General features: G+C 61.8%; 13 protein-coding genes and 2 tRNA genes. 11 read left to right on the top strand and 4 right to left on the bottom strand.

From position 1 onward, the window contains the following. Window positions 1-93: 93 nt before the first annotated feature. Window positions 94-1,155, bottom strand: coding sequence for a DNA polymerase IV (dinB, locus tag N8H74_RS14975; protein WP_217832559.1), 1,062 nt, complete (start codon window positions 1,153-1,155; stop codon window positions 94-96). Window positions 1,156-1,436: 281 nt separating this feature from the next. Between dinB and N8H74_RS14970 the strand changes: the two genes are divergently transcribed. The 4 genes from N8H74_RS14970 to N8H74_RS14955 all read left to right on the top strand — a co-directional run bounded on the left by N8H74_RS14970 (window position 1,437) and on the right by N8H74_RS14955 (window position 6,020). After that, a tRNA-Met gene (locus N8H74_RS14970) sits at window positions 1,437-1,513 on the top strand. A 216-nt stretch (window positions 1,514-1,729) separates the two neighbouring features. Next, window positions 1,730-1,806, top strand: a tRNA-Met gene (locus N8H74_RS14965). Window positions 1,807-2,085: 279 nt separating this feature from the next. Then, complete coding sequence (gene mprF, locus N8H74_RS14960; protein WP_262148460.1) at window positions 2,086-4,725, top strand: bifunctional lysylphosphatidylglycerol flippase/synthetase MprF; 2,640 nt, start codon at window positions 2,086-2,088, stop codon at window positions 4,723-4,725. Continuing rightward, complete coding sequence (locus tag N8H74_RS14955; protein WP_217832561.1) at window positions 4,725-6,020, top strand: AcvB/VirJ family lysyl-phosphatidylglycerol hydrolase; 1,296 nt, start codon at window positions 4,725-4,727, stop codon at window positions 6,018-6,020. Before mprF ends, N8H74_RS14955 begins: the two co-directional genes overlap by 1 nt. 265 nt (window positions 6,021-6,285) lie before the next feature. Here N8H74_RS14955 and N8H74_RS14950 read toward each other — a convergent pair whose 3' ends face one another. Continuing rightward, window positions 6,286-8,187: a potassium transporter Kup gene (locus tag N8H74_RS14950; protein WP_262148458.1), complete on the bottom strand. Its 1,902-nt coding sequence runs from the start codon at window positions 8,185-8,187 to the stop codon at window positions 6,286-6,288. 289 nt (window positions 8,188-8,476) lie between these two features. Between N8H74_RS14950 and rimO the strand changes: the two genes are divergently transcribed. The 6 genes from rimO (at window position 8,477) to tsaA (ending at window position 13,634) form a co-directional block, all read left to right on the top strand. Continuing rightward, a complete protein-coding gene (gene rimO, locus N8H74_RS14945) occupies window positions 8,477-9,814 on the top strand; it encodes a 30S ribosomal protein S12 methylthiotransferase RimO (RefSeq protein ID WP_217832563.1) in 1,338 nt (445 codons plus the stop codon). A 295-nt stretch (window positions 9,815-10,109) separates the two neighbouring features. Continuing rightward, window positions 10,110-10,583, top strand: a complete 474-nt coding sequence (locus N8H74_RS14940) for a GNAT family N-acetyltransferase (protein WP_262148456.1) — start codon at window positions 10,110-10,112, stop codon at window positions 10,581-10,583. Between the two features lie 99 nt (window positions 10,584-10,682). Beyond that, a complete protein-coding gene (locus tag N8H74_RS14935) occupies window positions 10,683-11,393 on the top strand; it encodes an rRNA pseudouridine synthase (protein WP_262148454.1) in 711 nt (236 codons plus the stop codon). Window positions 11,394-11,457: 64 nt separating this feature from the next. Then, window positions 11,458-11,925: a DUF1456 family protein gene (locus N8H74_RS14930; RefSeq protein WP_262148452.1), complete on the top strand. Its 468-nt coding sequence runs from the start codon at window positions 11,458-11,460 to the stop codon at window positions 11,923-11,925. A 127-nt stretch (window positions 11,926-12,052) separates the two neighbouring features. Then, window positions 12,053-12,823 carry an SDR family oxidoreductase gene (locus N8H74_RS14925; RefSeq protein WP_262148450.1) on the top strand — a complete coding sequence of 257 codons (771 nt, stop codon included), beginning with the start codon at window positions 12,053-12,055 and terminating at the stop codon, window positions 12,821-12,823. Between the two features lie 112 nt (window positions 12,824-12,935). Then, window positions 12,936-13,634, top strand: coding sequence for a tRNA (N6-threonylcarbamoyladenosine(37)-N6)-methyltransferase TrmO (tsaA, locus tag N8H74_RS14920; RefSeq protein WP_217832568.1), 699 nt, complete (start codon window positions 12,936-12,938; stop codon window positions 13,632-13,634). A 95-nt stretch (window positions 13,635-13,729) separates the two neighbouring features. On the opposite strand, the gene fpr is transcribed toward tsaA, so the two are convergent. Further along, window positions 13,730-14,509 (bottom strand): ferredoxin-NADP reductase, encoded by a 780-nt coding sequence (gene fpr, locus N8H74_RS14915; protein ID WP_007908723.1) that lies wholly within the window; start codon window positions 14,507-14,509, stop codon window positions 13,730-13,732. 144 nt (window positions 14,510-14,653) lie between these two features. Here fpr and N8H74_RS14910 point away from each other — a divergent pair, with 144 nt between their 5' ends. Next, window positions 14,654-15,580, top strand: coding sequence for a LysR family transcriptional regulator (locus N8H74_RS14910; protein WP_007954941.1), 927 nt, complete (start codon window positions 14,654-14,656; stop codon window positions 15,578-15,580). Here N8H74_RS14910 and N8H74_RS14905 read toward each other — a convergent pair. Beyond that, window positions 15,577-15,939: a diacylglycerol kinase gene (locus N8H74_RS14905; protein ID WP_042607041.1), complete on the bottom strand. Its 363-nt coding sequence runs from the start codon at window positions 15,937-15,939 to the stop codon at window positions 15,577-15,579. The genes N8H74_RS14910 and N8H74_RS14905 overlap by 4 nt on opposite strands. Window position 15,940 lies beyond the last annotated feature (1 nt).

The raw sequence follows: 15,940 nt of genomic DNA, 5'->3' as shown, positions 1-15,940 counted from the left end.
ACCGAGTTCCAGCAGATGGAATGCGGTCAACCGTGGGAGCGGGCTTGCTCGCGAAAGCACTCTTGGTTTCAAAGCTGATTTCAGCCAATACCACTACCGCTCAAACAACTCCATCTGCTCGAACCCGCCCCGCAAGTCCTCCAGCCGCACCCCCACCCCCAGCAACCGCACCGGTTTACCCCCGCGATTGAACGCCTGCGTCAGCATCAACTGATAACTGCCCAGGTCACGCCCTGCCCCGGCCTGCTCCAGAGTGGTCTGGGTAAAGTCATGGAACTTCACTTTGACGAACGGTTTGCCCGGCCGGTAGCTGCTGTCGATCCGCTCCATGCGGGTCTTCAGGGTTTCCAGCAACTCCGGGAGCTTGTCCAGGCAACTGCGCAGATCCGGCAGATCGACGTCGTAGGTGTTTTCGACACTGATTGACTGACGGCGGCTGTCGTTATGCACCAACCGCTCGTCGATCCCACGGGCCAGACTCCACAATCGCTCGCCGAAACTGCCGAATTCGCGCACCAGCGCCAACTTGTCCCACTCGCGCAATTGCAGACAGTCGCTGATGCCGAGCTTGCCGAGTTTGTCGGCGGTGACCTTGCCGACTCCGTGCAACTTGCTCACCGGCAAGCCGCTGACGAAATCCTCCACCTGATCCGGGGTGATCACGAACAGGCCGTTGGGTTTGCGCCAGTCGCTGGCGATTTTTGCCAGGAACTTGTTCGGCGCCACCCCGGCAGACACGGTGATGTGCAACTGATTGGACACCCGCCGGCGGATGTCCTGAGCAATCCGTGTGGCGCTCCCGCCGAAATGCGCGCTGTCGGAAACGTCGAGGTAGGCTTCATCCAGCGACAACGGCTCGATCAGGTCGGTGTAGTCGCTGAAGATCGTGTGAATCTCCTTCGACGCCGCCCGATAGGCGTCCATTCTCGGCTTGACGATGGTCAGGTCCGGGCACAGCTTCAGTGCATGCCCCGATGACATCGCCGAGCGCACGCCATAAGCCCGGGCTTCGTAGTTGCAGGTCGCGATCACCCCACGCCGGTCTGCCGATCCGCCCACCGCCAGCGGCTTGCCGGCCAGGCTCGGGTTGTCCCGCATCTCGATGGCGGCGTAGAAACAGTCACAGTCGACGTGGATGATTTTTCGCTGGGTCATGGCAGAAAAGGAAACGTGGCAAGCCGGATCGGCAGTATCTCACTGACACCTGTATATAGCACCAGTAGTCTGAATGTTCTTTTCAGAGTGTAGGAAAAGGCGATTGAATTTATTTTCTCAATCGAAATTTGCTAACCGATAGACCTGAAACCCTTGTCCTACCTGCCCTGCGGCCTTCCCCGGCCGTATCCAAAACCGCTAACCAATTGAGCCAGAACATATTTTTTCCAAATTCAAGGTTGACACCCCGCGGATCCTCTGTAGAATGCCGCCACATCAGACGCGGGATGGAGCAGCCTGGTAGCTCGTCGGGCTCATAACCCGAAGGTCGTCGGTTCAAATCCGGCTCCCGCAACCAAACATCAGAAAAGGCCAATCGAAAGATTGGCCTTTTTTGTGCGCGTCTGTTTTTCAGGGTGAAAACGCAAAGCCTCGAGCCAAACGGGAATTCGTTTCAATTCCGAAACTTAAGGTGTTCGCTGCGACCGTTTGCCGCGATTGCACACTTATTTGACCCTTATCGGGATTATCGGTTGACACCCCGCCGTTCGCCTGTAGAATGCCGCCTCACAGACGCGGGATGGAGCAGCCTGGTAGCTCGTCGGGCTCATAACCCGAAGGTCGTCGGTTCAAATCCGGCTCCCGCAACCAAACATCAGAAAAGGCTACTCGAAAGAGTGGCCTTTTTTGTGTCCGTGGAAAAAGTCCTTTCGCAACAATGATCTGTCACGCTGCAGCCAATCGTTCAGAAACTTCAGACCTGCCGGGTTGCGACTATGCTTGAGTCGCAGGCAAGAGGTCTGCAAGTCAGGAACTGCCCTCGCCGATGCCGGTTGAGAGGCGTAGTATTTTGTGATTATTTTTTCCTACAGGGATTGGTAACTTGGCTCGATACCTCCATCCTGTCGCGCACGATCCAAGAGGTGATTGATGCGCGCCAACTCGTCTGATCCACAAGACACCCTCACAGCGAACCCACCGATCAAAGCCGAGCGTTTGCGCTTGCTGGATCGAGTCAGCAAATACCGGCAACCGATCGGGCTGGCCGTCACGTTGCTGCTGTTCGCCATCGCGTTGATTGCCTGTCGCCACCTGCTCAGTGAACTCGATCTCGATGCGCTGCACGACTCGATCCTCGATGTGCCGAAAGCATCGCTGCTCGGCGCTTTTGCCGCGACCGCCGTCGGCTTCATTATTCTGCTGGGCTACGAATGGTCCGCCAGTCGCTATGCCGGCGTGACACTGGCGCCACGCACCCTCGCCCTCGGCGGCTTCACGGCATTCGCCATCGGCAACGCCATTGGCCTGTCGCTGCTGTCCGGCGGCTCGGTGCGCTACCGTTTATATGCACGATATGGTCTGGGGGCGTCGGAAGTCGCGCACATGACCCTGTTCGCCAGCCTGTCGCTGGGCTGCGCCCTGCCACCGCTGGCGGCCCTCGCGACGCTTAGCGACCTGCCCTCCGCCTCCCAGGCCCTCGGTCTGTCCGAGACGCTGCTTGGCAGCATTGCCGGCGTGGTGCTGCTGCTCGGCGCAGTGCTGGCCATCGGCATCTATCGCCGGCGTCTGCCGGAACAGCCTTACCGCGACAACCTGCTGGTCCGGGTCGGCCGTCGTACATTGCGCCTGCCGGGTCGACGCCTGACCTTCCTGCAACTGGTCATCACCGCCCTCGACGTGGCTGCGGCCGCTACCGTGCTGTATCTGCTGCTGCCGGAGGCGCCGCCGTTTGGCGCGTTCCTGCTGGTGTACCTGCTGGCCCTCGCCGCTGGCGTGCTCAGCCATGTACCGGGCGGCGTCGGGGTGTTCGAAGCGATTCTGCTGGCCGCGTTCGCCGACAAACTCGGCGCCGCGCCACTGGCTGCCGCCCTGTTGCTGTATCGGCTGATCTACGTGGTGCTGCCGATGCTGGTGGCCTGCGTGCTGCTGCTGATCAATGAAGGCCAACGCCTGTTTCAATCGCAGACGATGCGCGCGGCCTCCGGTCTGGCGGCGCCGATCCTCGCGGTCCTGGTGTTCCTCTCCGGCGTGGTGCTGCTGTTTTCCGGGGCGACGCCAGAAATCGACACCCGTCTGGAACACATCGGCTTCCTCATTCCCCATCGTCTGGTCGACGCCTCGCACTTTGGCGCCAGCCTGATCGGCGTGCTGTGCCTGATGCTTGCCCAGGGCCTGCGTCGCCGGTTGTCGGCGGCCTGGATGCTGACCACCATTCTGCTGCTGGTGGGCGCCCTGCTCTCGCTGCTCAAGGGTTTCGACTGGGAAGAAGCCACCCTGATGACCCTCACCGCCGCGCTGTTGGGGGTGTTCCGTCGCTCGTTCTATCGCCCGAGCCGCCTGACCGAGCTGCCGTTCTCGCCGCTGTATCTGGTCGCCAGCCTCTGCGTGCTCGGCGCGTCGACCTGGCTGCTGCTGTTCGCCTATCAGGACGTCCCTTACAGCCATCAACTGTGGTGGCAGTTCACCCTCGATGCGGATGCCCCGCGTGGCCTGCGCTCATTGCTTGGCGCTGCCGTCCTGTTGCTGGTGATCGCCCTGACCTGGCTGCTGCGCACCGCGCGCCCGGTGATTCATCTGCCGACCCCGGATGAGCTGGAGCGCGCCTCGAAGATTCTGATGGCGTCCTCGCAACCGGACGGCGGGCTGTCCCTGACCGGTGACAAAGCCCTGCTGTTTCATCCCAATGACGAAGCCTTCCTGATGTACGCCCGCCGTGGCCGCAGCCTGGTAGCGCTGTACGACCCGATCGGCCCCGGCCAGCAGCGCGCGGAAATGATCTGGCAGTTCCGCGACCTGTGCGACGTTCATCACACCCGCCCCGTGTTCTACCAAGTGCGCGCCGAGAACCTGCCGTACTACATGGACATCGGCCTGACCGCGATCAAACTCGGCGAAGAAGCCCGGGTCGATCTGCAGCGCTTCGACCTGGAAGCCAAGGGCAAGGAGATGAAGGATCTGCGCTACACCTGGAACCGTGGCACCCGCGACGGCCTGTCGCTGGAAATCCATGAGCCGGGTCAGGCGCCGATGGATGAACTCAAGGTGATTTCCGACCTGTGGCTGACCGGCAAGAACGTGCGCGAGAAAGGTTTCTCCCTCGGTCGTTTCAGCGACGATTACCTGAAGCATTTCCGCATCGCGGTGATTCGCTTCGAAGGCCGCCCGGTGGCGTTCGCCAACCTGCTCGAGACCTACAGCCATGACCTGGCCAGCCTCGACCTGATGCGCTCGCACCCGGACGCCCCCAAGCTGACCATGGAATTCCTGATGGTCGGCCTGATTCAACACTATAAGAGTCACGGATACGCGCGCTTCAGCCTGGGCATGGTGCCGTTGTCGGGGTTGCAACCCCGGCGCGGAGCACCGCTGACCCAGCGTCTGGGCTCGATGGTTTTCCGCCGTGGTGAGCAGCTGTACAACTTCCAAGGCTTGCGCCGCTTCAAAGACAAGTTCCAGCCTGACTGGGAACCCCGTTATATGGCCGTCCCCGCCGGACTCGATCCGCTGGTGGCGCTGGCCGACACTGCTGCCCTGATCGCGGGCGGCTTGACTGGATTGGTGAAACGCTGATGATTCAACGCTCCCTGAAGTACATCCTGGCCGCACTGATCGTGCTGGCCGCGATTGCCGGCGGCGGTTTCTGGTATCTCAAACGCCCGGCACCGGAACCGACCCTCGAACAACTGACCCCGACCGATGGCCCGGCCATGACCCGGGTCATCCCCGGCACCAAGCCCAAGGCCCAGGTGCTGGTAGCGGTCAATGACGACCAGAAACTCAGCGACAAGCAACTGAGCACCCTGAGCCGCAGCGCCTCGGCGCAGATCGTCCAGGTGATTCTGCCCAAGGACTGCCTGCTGCAAAGCCGCGCCCTGCAAACCGGCCTGCGCGAGCTGAACGGCCCGGCCACTCTGGTCAGCGGCATCGGCCCCGGCGCCGTGCTGGCCTGGCGCTGGTTATCGGAGCAGAAGGACGACAAGGCTCAGGCCGTCTCTGTGGACCTGGCGCTGGAAAAGGCCGGCTGCACTCACCTGCTGCCCAAATCCGCCGCCCACGGTCACTGGCTGGTGGCGTGGAACGACAACCCGGACGACACCAGCGCCGGTTTCGTGCGCGACCAACCGAACGCCGAAACCAGCATCAGCGACTACGACATCAATCTGCCGCAAGTGCTGAACAACGAACTGCGCAAGATCCTCGTCGGCGGTGACAAGGCCAACGGCGGTCTGCAAATCCCGGTGGTGGAAGTCCCGGCCGGCCAGGCCAAGGACACCGTGACCCTGTTCCTCTCCGGAGATGGCGGCTGGCGCGACCTCGACCGCGACGTGGCCGGCGAAATGGCCAAGATCGGCTACCCGGTGGTCGGCATCGACACCCTGCGTTACTACTGGCAGCACAAGAGCCCGGAACAGAGCGCGCTGGACCTGACCGAACTGATGCAGCACTACCGGCAGAAATGGGGCACCAAGCGCTTCATCCTCACCGGTTACTCGTTCGGCGCGGATGTCCTGCCGGCGATCTACAACCGTCTGCCAGACACCGAGCAGCAGCGCGTCGACGCAATCATCCTGCTGGCCTTCGCCCGCACCGGCAGCTTCGAAATCGAAGTCGAAGGCTGGCTCGGCAACGCCGGCAAAGAAGCCGCCACCGGCCCGGAAATGGCCAAACTGCCACCGGCCAAAGTGGTGTGCATCTACGGCGAAGAAGAAACCGACGAAAGCGGCTGCACCGACAAAACGGCGGTGGGCGAAGCGGTGAAACTGCCCGGCGGCCACCACTTCGACGAGAACTACCCGGCGCTGGCGAAGCGCTTGGTGGACTTGATCGAGAAGCGTCAGAACACGGCGCAGGTGGCGGAAGAGTGATCTGAAGCGCAGTACCCAAAAGCCCCCGCAACTTCGCAGTTGCGGGGGCTTTTTACATTTTTCAAAAACTGTACCAATCCCTGTGGGAGCGAGCTTGCTCGCGAAAGCAGCGGGTCAATTGACGGATTCATCGACTGACACTACGCCTTCGCGAGCAAGCTCGCTCCCACAGGGGATTCGCGGTGGTTTTGAGGTTTATGCACAGCCAGAAAAAAGCCCCCGCCAGCCACAAGGCTGACGGAGGCTTTTTCAATTGAGGCGGGGCCTACATCTCCACCTGCGTCCCCAACTCGATCACCCGGTTCAGCGGCAGATTGAAGAACCGAAGATTACCGTTGGCATTCTTCAACATGAACGCGAACAACGCTTCGCGCCAACGCGCCATGCCTTCGAGTTTCGAGGCGATCACCGTCTCGCGGCTGAGGAAGTAGGTGGTGCGCATCGGGCTGAAGTCCAGGTCGTCCAGATGGCACAGCTTCAGCGCCTGCGGCACGTCCGGCTCGTCAGTGAAACCGAAGTGCAGGATCACCCGGAAGAAGCCTTCACCGTGGGCCTCGACTTCGAAGCGACGGGATGGCGGCACACGCGGGATGTCTTCGTAGACCACAGTCAGCAACACCACTTGCTCATGCAAGACCTGGTTGTGCAGCAGGTTGTGCAACAGCGCGTGGGGCACGGCGTCTGAGCGCGCGGTGAGGAACACGGCGGTGCCCTGCACTCGATGCGGCGGCTGCACACGGATGCTGCTGATGAAGATCGGCAGCGGCAAGGCGCCCTCCGCCAGACGCTCGACCAGCAGTTGCTTGCCGCGTTTCCAGGTGGTCATCAGCACGAACAGTGCAATACCGGCGATCACCGGGAACGCACCGCCCTGCACGATCTTCGGCACGTTGGCGGCGAAGTACAGACCGTCCACCAGCAGGAAACCGAGCAGCACCGGCACGGCCAGGATTGGCGGCCATTTCCACAGCAGCAGCATCACCGCCGACACCAGAATGGTGGTCATCAGCATGGTGCCGGTCACCGCCACGCCGTAGGCCGAGGCCAGGGCGCCGGAGGACTCGAAACCGAGCACCAGCAGCACCACGCCGACCATCAGCGACCAGTTCACGGCGCCGATGTAGATCTGGCCCTGCTCATCGCTGGAGGTGTGCTGGATGTACATGCGCGGAATGTAACCGAGCTGGATCGCCTGACGGGTCAGGGAGAACGCACCGGAAATCACCGCTTGCGAGGCAATCACCGTCGCCAGGGTCGACAGGCCCACCAGCGGGATCAGCGCCCAGCTTGGCGCCAGCAGGTAGAACGGGTTGCGCGCGGCATCCGGGTTCTCCAGCAGCAGCGCGCCTTGACCGAAGTAGTTCAGCACCAGCGCCGGCAACACCAGGATGAACCACGCGCGGGCAATCGGTTTTCGGCCGAAGTGGCCCATGTCGGCGTACAGCGCTTCGGCACCGGTCAGGGCCAGCACCACGGCGCCGAGGATTGCCACGCCCATGCCGGCATGCACCATGAAGAAGCGCACCGCCCACATCGGGTTCAGCGCATGCAGCACTTCCGGGTAATGGCTGATGCCATACGCCCCGAGGGCACCGAGCACCAGGAACCAGGTGACCATGATCGGGCCGAACAGAATGCCGATCCGCGCCGTGCCGTGCTTCTGGATCAAAAACAGCGCCACCAGCACCACCAGCGACAGCGGCACCACCCAGTGGTCGATGCCGTCGAACGCCAGGCCCAGGCCTTCAATCGCCGAGAGCACGGAAATCGCCGGGGTAATCATGCTGTCGCCGTAGAACAGCGCCGCACCGATCAGCCCGCAGACCACCAGCAGCGTGCGCAACTTCGCCCGTCCACCGGCCGCGCGCCGCGCCAGCGCGGTGAGTGCCATGATCCCGCCCTCGCCCTGGTTGTCGGCGCGCAGGACGAACATCATGTATTTGATCGAAACGACCCAGATCAGCGACCAGAAGATCAGCGACAGAATGCCCAGCACTCCGTCGTGATTAACGGGCACGCCATAAGCGCCGGAAAACACTTCTTTGAGGGTGTACAACGGGCTCGTGCCGATGTCGCCGTAAACTACCCCGACCGCCGCGACCAGCATGCTCAGCGGCCTGCTGGCCGAACCCTCGGCGCCTGCCGCGTGACTACTTGCCTGACCCATCCAACACTCCTGATTCTCGAACCGGCTTCTTTGAATGAAGCACTATGCTTTGTGGTGCAGCATGCGCTGTTTTACCTGCTGTTACAGTCGTTTTGTTGACTGTAAAAAAAAGGTAAAGCGTAACGGCGCGAAGCATAGCGCAGCACTCGTCGCATTTCCCTCCATAAAGCTGGTCAAGTGCGCTGCTCATCGCTAGAATTGCGCACTTTTTGACCAGAGGCGCAGTTCAAGCGCCCGTCCGTCGGCTTCCGAACCAGGCAAGCGACGTCACAAAACACCGAGGTTAGACATGTCCACCACTCCTGCGCCGGCCAATCCCAAGGTTGGCTTCGTATCCCTGGGTTGCCCGAAAGCACTGGTCGACTCCGAGCGCATCCTGACCCAGCTGCGCATGGAAGGCTATGACGTGGTGTCCACCTATCAGGACGCCGATGTCGTGGTGGTCAACACCTGCGGTTTCATCGACTCGGCCAAGGCCGAATCGCTGGAAGTGATCGGCGAAGCGATCAAGGAAAACGGCAAGGTCATCGTCACCGGCTGCATGGGCGTGGAAGAAGGCAACATCCGCGACGTGCATCCGAGCGTGCTGGCCGTTACCGGTCCGCAGCAGTACGAGCAAGTGGTCAGCGCGGTTCACGAAGTCGTGCCGCCGAAGCAGGATCACAACCCGCTGATCGATCTGGTGCCGCCACAAGGCATCAAGCTGACTCCGCGCCACTACGCGTACCTGAAGATTTCCGAAGGCTGCAACCATAGCTGCAGCTTCTGCATCATCCCGTCGATGCGCGGCAAACTGGTCAGCCGTCCGGTCGGCGACGTCCTCGACGAAGCCCAGCGTCTGGTCAAATCCGGCGTCAAGGAGCTGCTGGTGATCTCCCAGGACACCAGCGCCTACGGCGTCGACGTGAAATACCGCACCGGTTTCTGGAACGGCGCGCCGGTGAAAACCCGCATGACCGAACTCTGCGAAGCCCTGAGCACCCTGGGCGTGTGGGTCCGTCTGCACTACGTCTACCCTTACCCGCATGTCGACGAGCTGATCCCGCTGATGGCCGCCGGCAAGATCCTGCCGTACCTGGACATCCCCTTCCAGCACGCCAGCCCGAAGGTCCTCAAGTCGATGAAACGCCCGGCGTTCGAAGACAAGACCTTGGCGCGGATCAAGAACTGGCGTGAAATCTGCCCGGACCTGATCATCCGTTCGACCTTTATCGTCGGCTTCCCCGGCGAAACCGAAGAAGACTTCCAGTACCTGCTGGACTGGCTGACCGAAGCCCAGCTCGACCGCGTCGGCTGCTTCCAGTACTCGCCGGTCGAAGGCGCACCGGCCAATGATCTGGATCTGGAGATCGTGCCGGACGACGTCAAGCAGGATCGCTGGGAGCGCTTCATGGCGCACCAGCAGGCAATCAGCTCGGCACGCCTGCAAATGCGCATCGGCCGTGAAATCGAAGTGCTGGTGGACGAAGTCGACGAACAAGGCGCAGTCGGACGCTGCTTCTTCGACGCTCCGGAAATCGACGGCAACGTGTTCATCGACAACGGCAGCAACCTCAAGCCGGGCGACAAGGTCTGGTGCAAGGTGACTGACGCTGACGAATACGACCTGTGGGCCGAGCAGATCTGAAAGCAGATCAAAAACCCCTCTCCCGGAGGGAGAGGGGGCTGACCGGGTTGTTCCGTCGAGCTACGCCGACCTGAAACATCGAGCCGTGCTCAGGCCTTGAAAGCATGCAGACTGGCTCCCTTCCCCCCTCGTCCCCTCTGGGGGAGAGGGCTGGGGTGAGGGGGAAAAATCTCACTCCCGACGCCCATCCCCCGCCGGTCACCGCAACAAACCCGAATGCCCCGCTCTCTCGACAAGATGCGGGGCTTTTTTAGGTCTATCGTTTGTTGATTCATTGATGAGGAGGCAAACGGAGATGCGTCACCATTCGGTCATCCACACACCGAAACTGAGCGACTATCAGGAACTGACCCGGGTCTGGGAGGCCTCGGTTCGTGCCACCCATGACTTTCTGCCAGACGCCTATATCGAATTGCTGAAGAACCTGGTGCTGACCCGCTACCTCGACGCGGTCATGCTCATCTGCACCCGGGACAGGCGCCAGCGCATCACCGGGTTCGCCGGGGTGGCGGCGGGCAAGATCGAAATGCTGTTCATCGATCCGGAACATCGCGGCCAGGGCCTGGGCAAACAATTGTTGCGCTACGCCATGGAACACCTGAACGCCGATGAACTGGACGTCAACGAACAGAACCCGCAGGCCCTGGGCTTCTACTTCAAACAAGGCTTCGAAGTGATCGGCCGTTCGGAGGTCGACGGCATGGGCCAGCCGTATCCGCTGCTGCACATGCGCCTGCGGCAAAACCAGCCATTGGCACGCAACGCCTGACTCAATCCAGAACGCCCGGCCCGACAAATCCAAATCGGACCGGGCTTAACCGGCCCCGGGCAGGTACAATGCACGCCCCTTTTTTGTTACGGCCCTGTCATGACTGACCCGATTCGCCTCTCCAAACGCCTCATCGAACTGGTGGGCTGCTCCCGCCGCGAGGCCGAGCTGTTCATCGAGGGCGGCTGGGTCACCGTGGACGGTGAAGTCATCGACGAGCCGCAGTTCAAGGTCGCCGACCAGAAAGTCGAGCTCGACAAGGACGCCAAGGCTACCGCGCCAGAGCCGGTAACGCTGCTGCTCAACATCCCGGCCGGCCTCGACGCCGACAGCGCCATGCAGTCGCTCGGCGCCGACAGCCTCAGCGAAGAACACCGCTTCGGCAAACGCCCGTTGCGCGGCCACTTCCTGCGCCTGACCGCCAGCGCCGACCTGCAGCCCGGCGCCAGCGGCCTGCTGGTGTTCACCCAGGATTGGAAGGTGTTGCGCAAACTCACCGCCGACGCCGCAAAAATCGAACAGGAATACGTCGTCGAAGTCGCAGGCGAAATCATCGACCACGGCCTCAACCGTCTGCAACACGGCCTCAGCTACAAGGGCAAGGAGCTGCCGCCGGTCAAGGCCAGCTGGCAGAACGAAAACCGCCTGCGCTTCGCCCTGAAAAACCCGCCGCCAGGCGTAATCGCCCAGTTCTGCGAGGCGGTCGGCCTGAAGGTTGTCGGCATCCGCCGTATCCGCATCGGCGGCGTGTCGATCGGCAAGGTGCCGGTGGGCCAGTGGCGCTATCTGTCCGGCAAAGAGAAGTTCTGAGGCCGCCCCCACATTCCGGCATCGCCCGTGCGGTGCCCACAGCGAAACGATCAGGATTGCACACATGGTTCACAACGACGTACTGCGCAGCGTGCGCTACATGCTCGACATCAGCGACAAGAAAGTCGTCGAGATCATCAAGCTCGGCGGCATGGACGTGACCCTCGCTGACGTAATCGCCTGGCTCGACAAGAAAGAACAGGAGGACGAAGGTTTCGTGCGCTGCCCGGACGAGGTCATGGCGCATTTCCTCGACGGCCTGGTGATCTTCAAGCGCGGCAAGGACGAAAGCCGTCCGCCGCTGCCGATCGAAGTGCCGGTGACCAACAACATCATCATGAAAAAACTGCGGGTCGCCTTCGAACTGAAGGAAGACGACCTGCATGCAATCCTCAAGGCCGCCGACTTCCCGGTGTCCAAGCCCGAGCTGAGCGCGCTGTTCCGCAAGGTCGGCCATAACAACTACCGCGAATGCGGCGACCAGTTGCTGCGCAATTTCCTCAAGGGGCTGACCCTGCGCGTTCGCGGCTGATCCCGGTCAGCGGCGGTGACTCATTCGCCGCCGCTGCGCATGACCGTCCATTCCTTTCGAAAATAGTGGCTCCGCTTTTCGCGGCTGACGACTAGGGTGTACTGAACCCTCATCTTCAGGATTCGCCATGCACCCGTACTTTTCCCTGCAAGGCCGCACCGCCCTGGTGACCGGCGGCACCCGTGGCATCGGCAAGATGATCGCCAAGGCCTTTGTCGAGGCCGGTGCGAAGGTCTATGTCTGCTCTCGCGACGCCGAAGCCTGTCACCAGACCGCCGAAGAACTCGGGGCCGTGGGTATCTGCCACGGGGTCGCGGCCAACCTCGCCACTGAGGAAGGCGTGCAGCAACTGGCCACACGGCTTGGCGAGCAGATCAGCCATCTGGACATTCTGGTCAACAACGCCGGCACCACCTGGGGCGCACCGCTGGAAAGCTACCCGGTCAAGGGCTGGGAGAAAGTCATGCAGCTCAACGTGACCTCGGTGTTCAGTTGCATCCAGCAACTCCTGCCACTGCTGCGCAAGTCCGGTTCGGCGACCAACCCGGCGCGGATCATCAACATCGGCTCGGTGGCCGGGATTTCGTCTTTTGGCGAACAGGCTTACGCCTACGGGCCGAGCAAAGCGGCGCTGCATCAACTGTCGCGGATTCTCGCCCGGGAACTGGTGAGCCAGCACATCAACGTCAACGTGATCGCGCCAGGACGATTTCCGAGCAAGATGACCCAGCATATCGGCAACGACCAGCAGGCACTGGCCGAAGACACCGCGCTGATCCCGATGAAGCGCTGGGGACGCGAAGAAGAGATGGCGGCGCTGGCCATCAGCCTGGCGAGCACGGCGGGCGCATACATGACCGGCAACATCATTCCGCTGGATGGCGGGTTCAGTCTGTAGACTGGCGGCACGGCCTTCGCGGGCAAGCCCGCGCAGGCGTTTGCTCAGTCACCAGCAGACTTGAAGCCGGCCGGGTTATCATGCCCGCCCGCTCCCGCTTCGATTGCAGATCATGACTTACAGCGTCTCCCCCATCGGCTTCGTGCGCTCCTGCTTCAAGGAGAAATTCGCCATCCCGCGCCAACCGCAGCTGGCGCCCGCTGCCCGTGGCGTGCTGGAACTGGTGGCGCCGTTCGATCAGGGTGACGCCGTGCAGGGGCTGGAGCAGGTCAGCCATGTCTGGCTGCTGTTCCTGTTCCATCAGGCCCTGGAAGACAAGCCACGGCTGAAAGTGCGTCCACCACGGCTGGGCGGCAACAAGTCCATGGGGGTGTTCGCCACCCGCGCCACCCATCGCCCGAACGGCATCGGCCAGTCGGTGGTGAAACTGGACAAGGTCGAGGCCCATCGCCTGTTCATCTCCGGCATCGACCTGCTGGATGGCACACCGATTCTCGACATCAAACCCTACGTGCCCTACGCCGACATCATCGGCGAAGCCTCCAACAGCATCGCCAGCGCCGCGCCGGTCCTGATCGACGTGCAGTGGACGGACGCAGCCCTGCAACAGGCCCACGGGCACGGGCAACGCCTTGGCGAACCGTTGGTTGAGCTGATCGAGCAATGCCTGGCCCAGGACCCGCGCCCGGCGTATCAGACGCCTGCGCCGGAGCGCGAGTACGGCGCGCAGTTCTGGGATCTGGACGTGCGCTGGCACTACCCGACGCCGCAGCAGATTCGGGTGCTGGAAGTGATTCCCGCCGGGGCGTGACCCCGAAAACGAAAAAGCCCGCGCTGCCTGTTCAGGCAACGCGGGCTTTTTCCATTGTGGGAGCCGGCAAGCCCGCTCCCACCGATTACCGCTGCTTACTTCTCGACGAACGCACGCTCGATCAGGTAGTCACCCGGCTCGCGCATGCGCGCCGAGATCTTCAGGCCGAAGCTGTCGAGCACTTCGCTGGTTTCGTCGAGCATGCTCGGGCTGCCGCAGATCATCGCGCGGTCGTCCTGCGGGTTGATCGGTGGCAGGCCGATGTCGCTGAACAGTTTGCCGCTGCGCATCAGGTCGGTCAGACGACCCTGATTCTCGAACGGTTCGCGGGTCACGGTCGGGTAGTAGATCAGCTTGTCACGCAGCGCTTCGCCGAAGAACTCGTTCTGCGGCAGGTGCTCGGTGATGAACTCGCGGTAGGCGACTTCGTTGACGTAACGAACACCGTGGACCAGGATCACTTTTTCGAAGCGCTCGTAGGTTTCCGGGTCCTGGATCACGCTCATGAATGGCGCCAGACCGGTGCCGGTGCTCAGCAGGTACAGATGCTTGCCCGGGTTCAGGTCGTCCAGCACCAGGGTGCCGGTAGGCTTCTTGGAGATGATGATCTCGTCGCCTTCCTTCAGGTGCTGCAACTGGGAAGTCAGCGGGCCATCTTGTACTTTGATGCTGAAGAACTCGAGATGCTCTTCCCAGTTCGGGCTGGCGATCGAGTAAGCGCGCATAAGCGGGCGGCCGTTGGGCTGTTGCAGGCCGATCATCACGAACTGACCGTTCTCGAAGCGCAGGCCCGGATCGCGGGTGCACTTGAAGCTGAACAGAGTGTCGTTCCAGTGGTGAACACTGAGGACACGCTCGTGGTTCATGTTGCTCATGTACGTGGGACTCCTGGATATTGGGTCTGCGCTTGCACTGCTCGTAGGGAGAGCGCCGACGGTGCGCAATTGCATCGCATTCTAATAGCGCCGACAATATCTGTTAACTGGATTATTAAGATAAGGGTTATCGGTTATATCGATATGCGATTTACTCTCCGTCAACTGCAAGTCTTTGTCGCCGTCGCCCAGCAGGAAAGCGTCTCCCGTGCTGCGGGGCTGCTCAACCTGTCGCAATCGGCGGCGAGCACTTCCATCACCGAACTGGAGCGCCAGTCCAGCTGCCAGCTGTTCGATCGCGCCGGCAAACGCCTGAGCCTCAACGCCCTGGGCAAGCAATTGCTGCCGCAGGCGGTGGCGATGCTCGATCAGGCCAAGGAAATCGAAGACCTGCTCAACGGCAAGTCCGGTTTCGGCTCGCTGTCGGTGGGCGCAACCCTGACCATCGGCAATTACCTGGCGACCCTGTTGATCGGTGGGTTCATGCAACGCCACCCGGAAAGCCAGGTGAAACTGCATGTGCAGAACACTGCCAATATCGTGCAACAAGTCGCCCACTATGAAATTGATCTGGGTCTAATCGAAGGCGATTGCAGCCACCCGGACATCGAAGTGCAGAGTTGGGTCGAGGATGAGCTGGTGGTGTTTTGCGCCCCGCAACATCCATTGGCCAAGCGCGGCAGCGCGACCATGGAGGAATTGACTCACGAAGCGTGGATTCTGCGCGAACAGGGCTCCGGCACGCGCCTGACCTTCGATCAGGCCATGCGTCACCATCGCAGCGCACTGAATATCCGCCTGGAGCTGGAACACACCGAAGCGATCAAACGCGCGGTGGAATCAGGTTTGGGGATTGGCTGCATCTCGCGCCTGGCGCTGCGCGACGCTTTCCGGCGTGGCAGCCTGGTGCCGGTGGAAACGCCGGATCTGGACCTGGCGCGGCAGTTCTATTTCATCTGGCACAAACAGAAATACCAGACCTCGGCCATGCGCGAATTCCTCGATCTGTGCCGCGCCTTCACCGCCGGGGTGCAGCGCAGCGACGAGATCGTGTTGCCGAGTATCGCTTAAAGCAGAATCACTGCCCACACCAGGGCAATCATGCTCAACGCCACGAATTGCGCGGCGCTGCCCATGTCCTTGGCGTTCTTGGACAGCGGGTGCAGTTCGAGGGAAATGCGGTCGATGGCCGCTTCTACCGCCGAGTTCAGCAACTCGACAATCAGTGCCAGCAGGCACACGGCGATCAGCACCGCCTGTTCAACGCGGCTGACATTCAGAAAGAACGTCAGCGGAATCAGCACCACATTGAGCAGCACCAGTTGACGGAACGCCGCTTCGCCGGTGAAGGCCGCACGCAGGCCGTCCAGCGAATAACCGGAAGCGTTGAGGATGCGTTTCAGGCCCGTCTGGCCCTTGAAAGGTGACATA

The organism is Pseudomonas sp. B2M1-30 (assembly GCF_025447575.1).
GTDB lineage: Bacteria > Pseudomonadota > Gammaproteobacteria > Pseudomonadales > Pseudomonadaceae > Aquipseudomonas > Aquipseudomonas botevensis.
The sequence above is the reverse complement of the archived record's forward strand: the minus strand, read 5'-3'. Positions and strand labels throughout refer to the sequence as shown.

Coding starts and splice junctions, on each gene's coding strand:
- N8H74_RS14925 (WP_262148450.1), top strand. CDS start 12,053: ATGCACCCGTACTTTTCCCTGCAAGGCCGCACCGCCCTGGTGACCGGC.
- N8H74_RS14940 (WP_262148456.1), top strand. CDS start 10,110: ATGCGTCACCATTCGGTCATCCACACACCGAAACTGAGCGACTATCAG.
- tsaA (WP_217832568.1), top strand. CDS start 12,936: ATGACTTACAGCGTCTCCCCCATCGGCTTCGTGCGCTCCTGCTTCAAG.
- N8H74_RS14930 (WP_262148452.1), top strand. CDS start 11,458: ATGGTTCACAACGACGTACTGCGCAGCGTGCGCTACATGCTCGACATC.
- rimO (WP_217832563.1), top strand. CDS start 8,477: ATGTCCACCACTCCTGCGCCGGCCAATCCCAAGGTTGGCTTCGTATCC.
- N8H74_RS14935 (WP_262148454.1), top strand. CDS start 10,683: ATGACTGACCCGATTCGCCTCTCCAAACGCCTCATCGAACTGGTGGGC.
- N8H74_RS14905 (WP_042607041.1), bottom strand. CDS start 15,939: ATGTCACCTTTCAAGGGCCAGACGGGCCTGAAACGCATCCTCAACGCT.
- N8H74_RS14910 (WP_007954941.1), top strand. CDS start 14,654: ATGCGATTTACTCTCCGTCAACTGCAAGTCTTTGTCGCCGTCGCCCAG.
- N8H74_RS14950 (WP_262148458.1), bottom strand. CDS start 8,187: ATGGGTCAGGCAAGTAGTCACGCGGCAGGCGCCGAGGGTTCGGCCAGC.
- fpr (WP_007908723.1), bottom strand. CDS start 14,509: ATGAGCAACATGAACCACGAGCGTGTCCTCAGTGTTCACCACTGGAAC.
- N8H74_RS14955 (WP_217832561.1), top strand. CDS start 4,725: ATGATTCAACGCTCCCTGAAGTACATCCTGGCCGCACTGATCGTGCTG.
- mprF (WP_262148460.1), top strand. CDS start 2,086: ATGCGCGCCAACTCGTCTGATCCACAAGACACCCTCACAGCGAACCCA.
- dinB (WP_217832559.1), bottom strand. CDS start 1,155: ATGACCCAGCGAAAAATCATCCACGTCGACTGTGACTGTTTCTACGCC.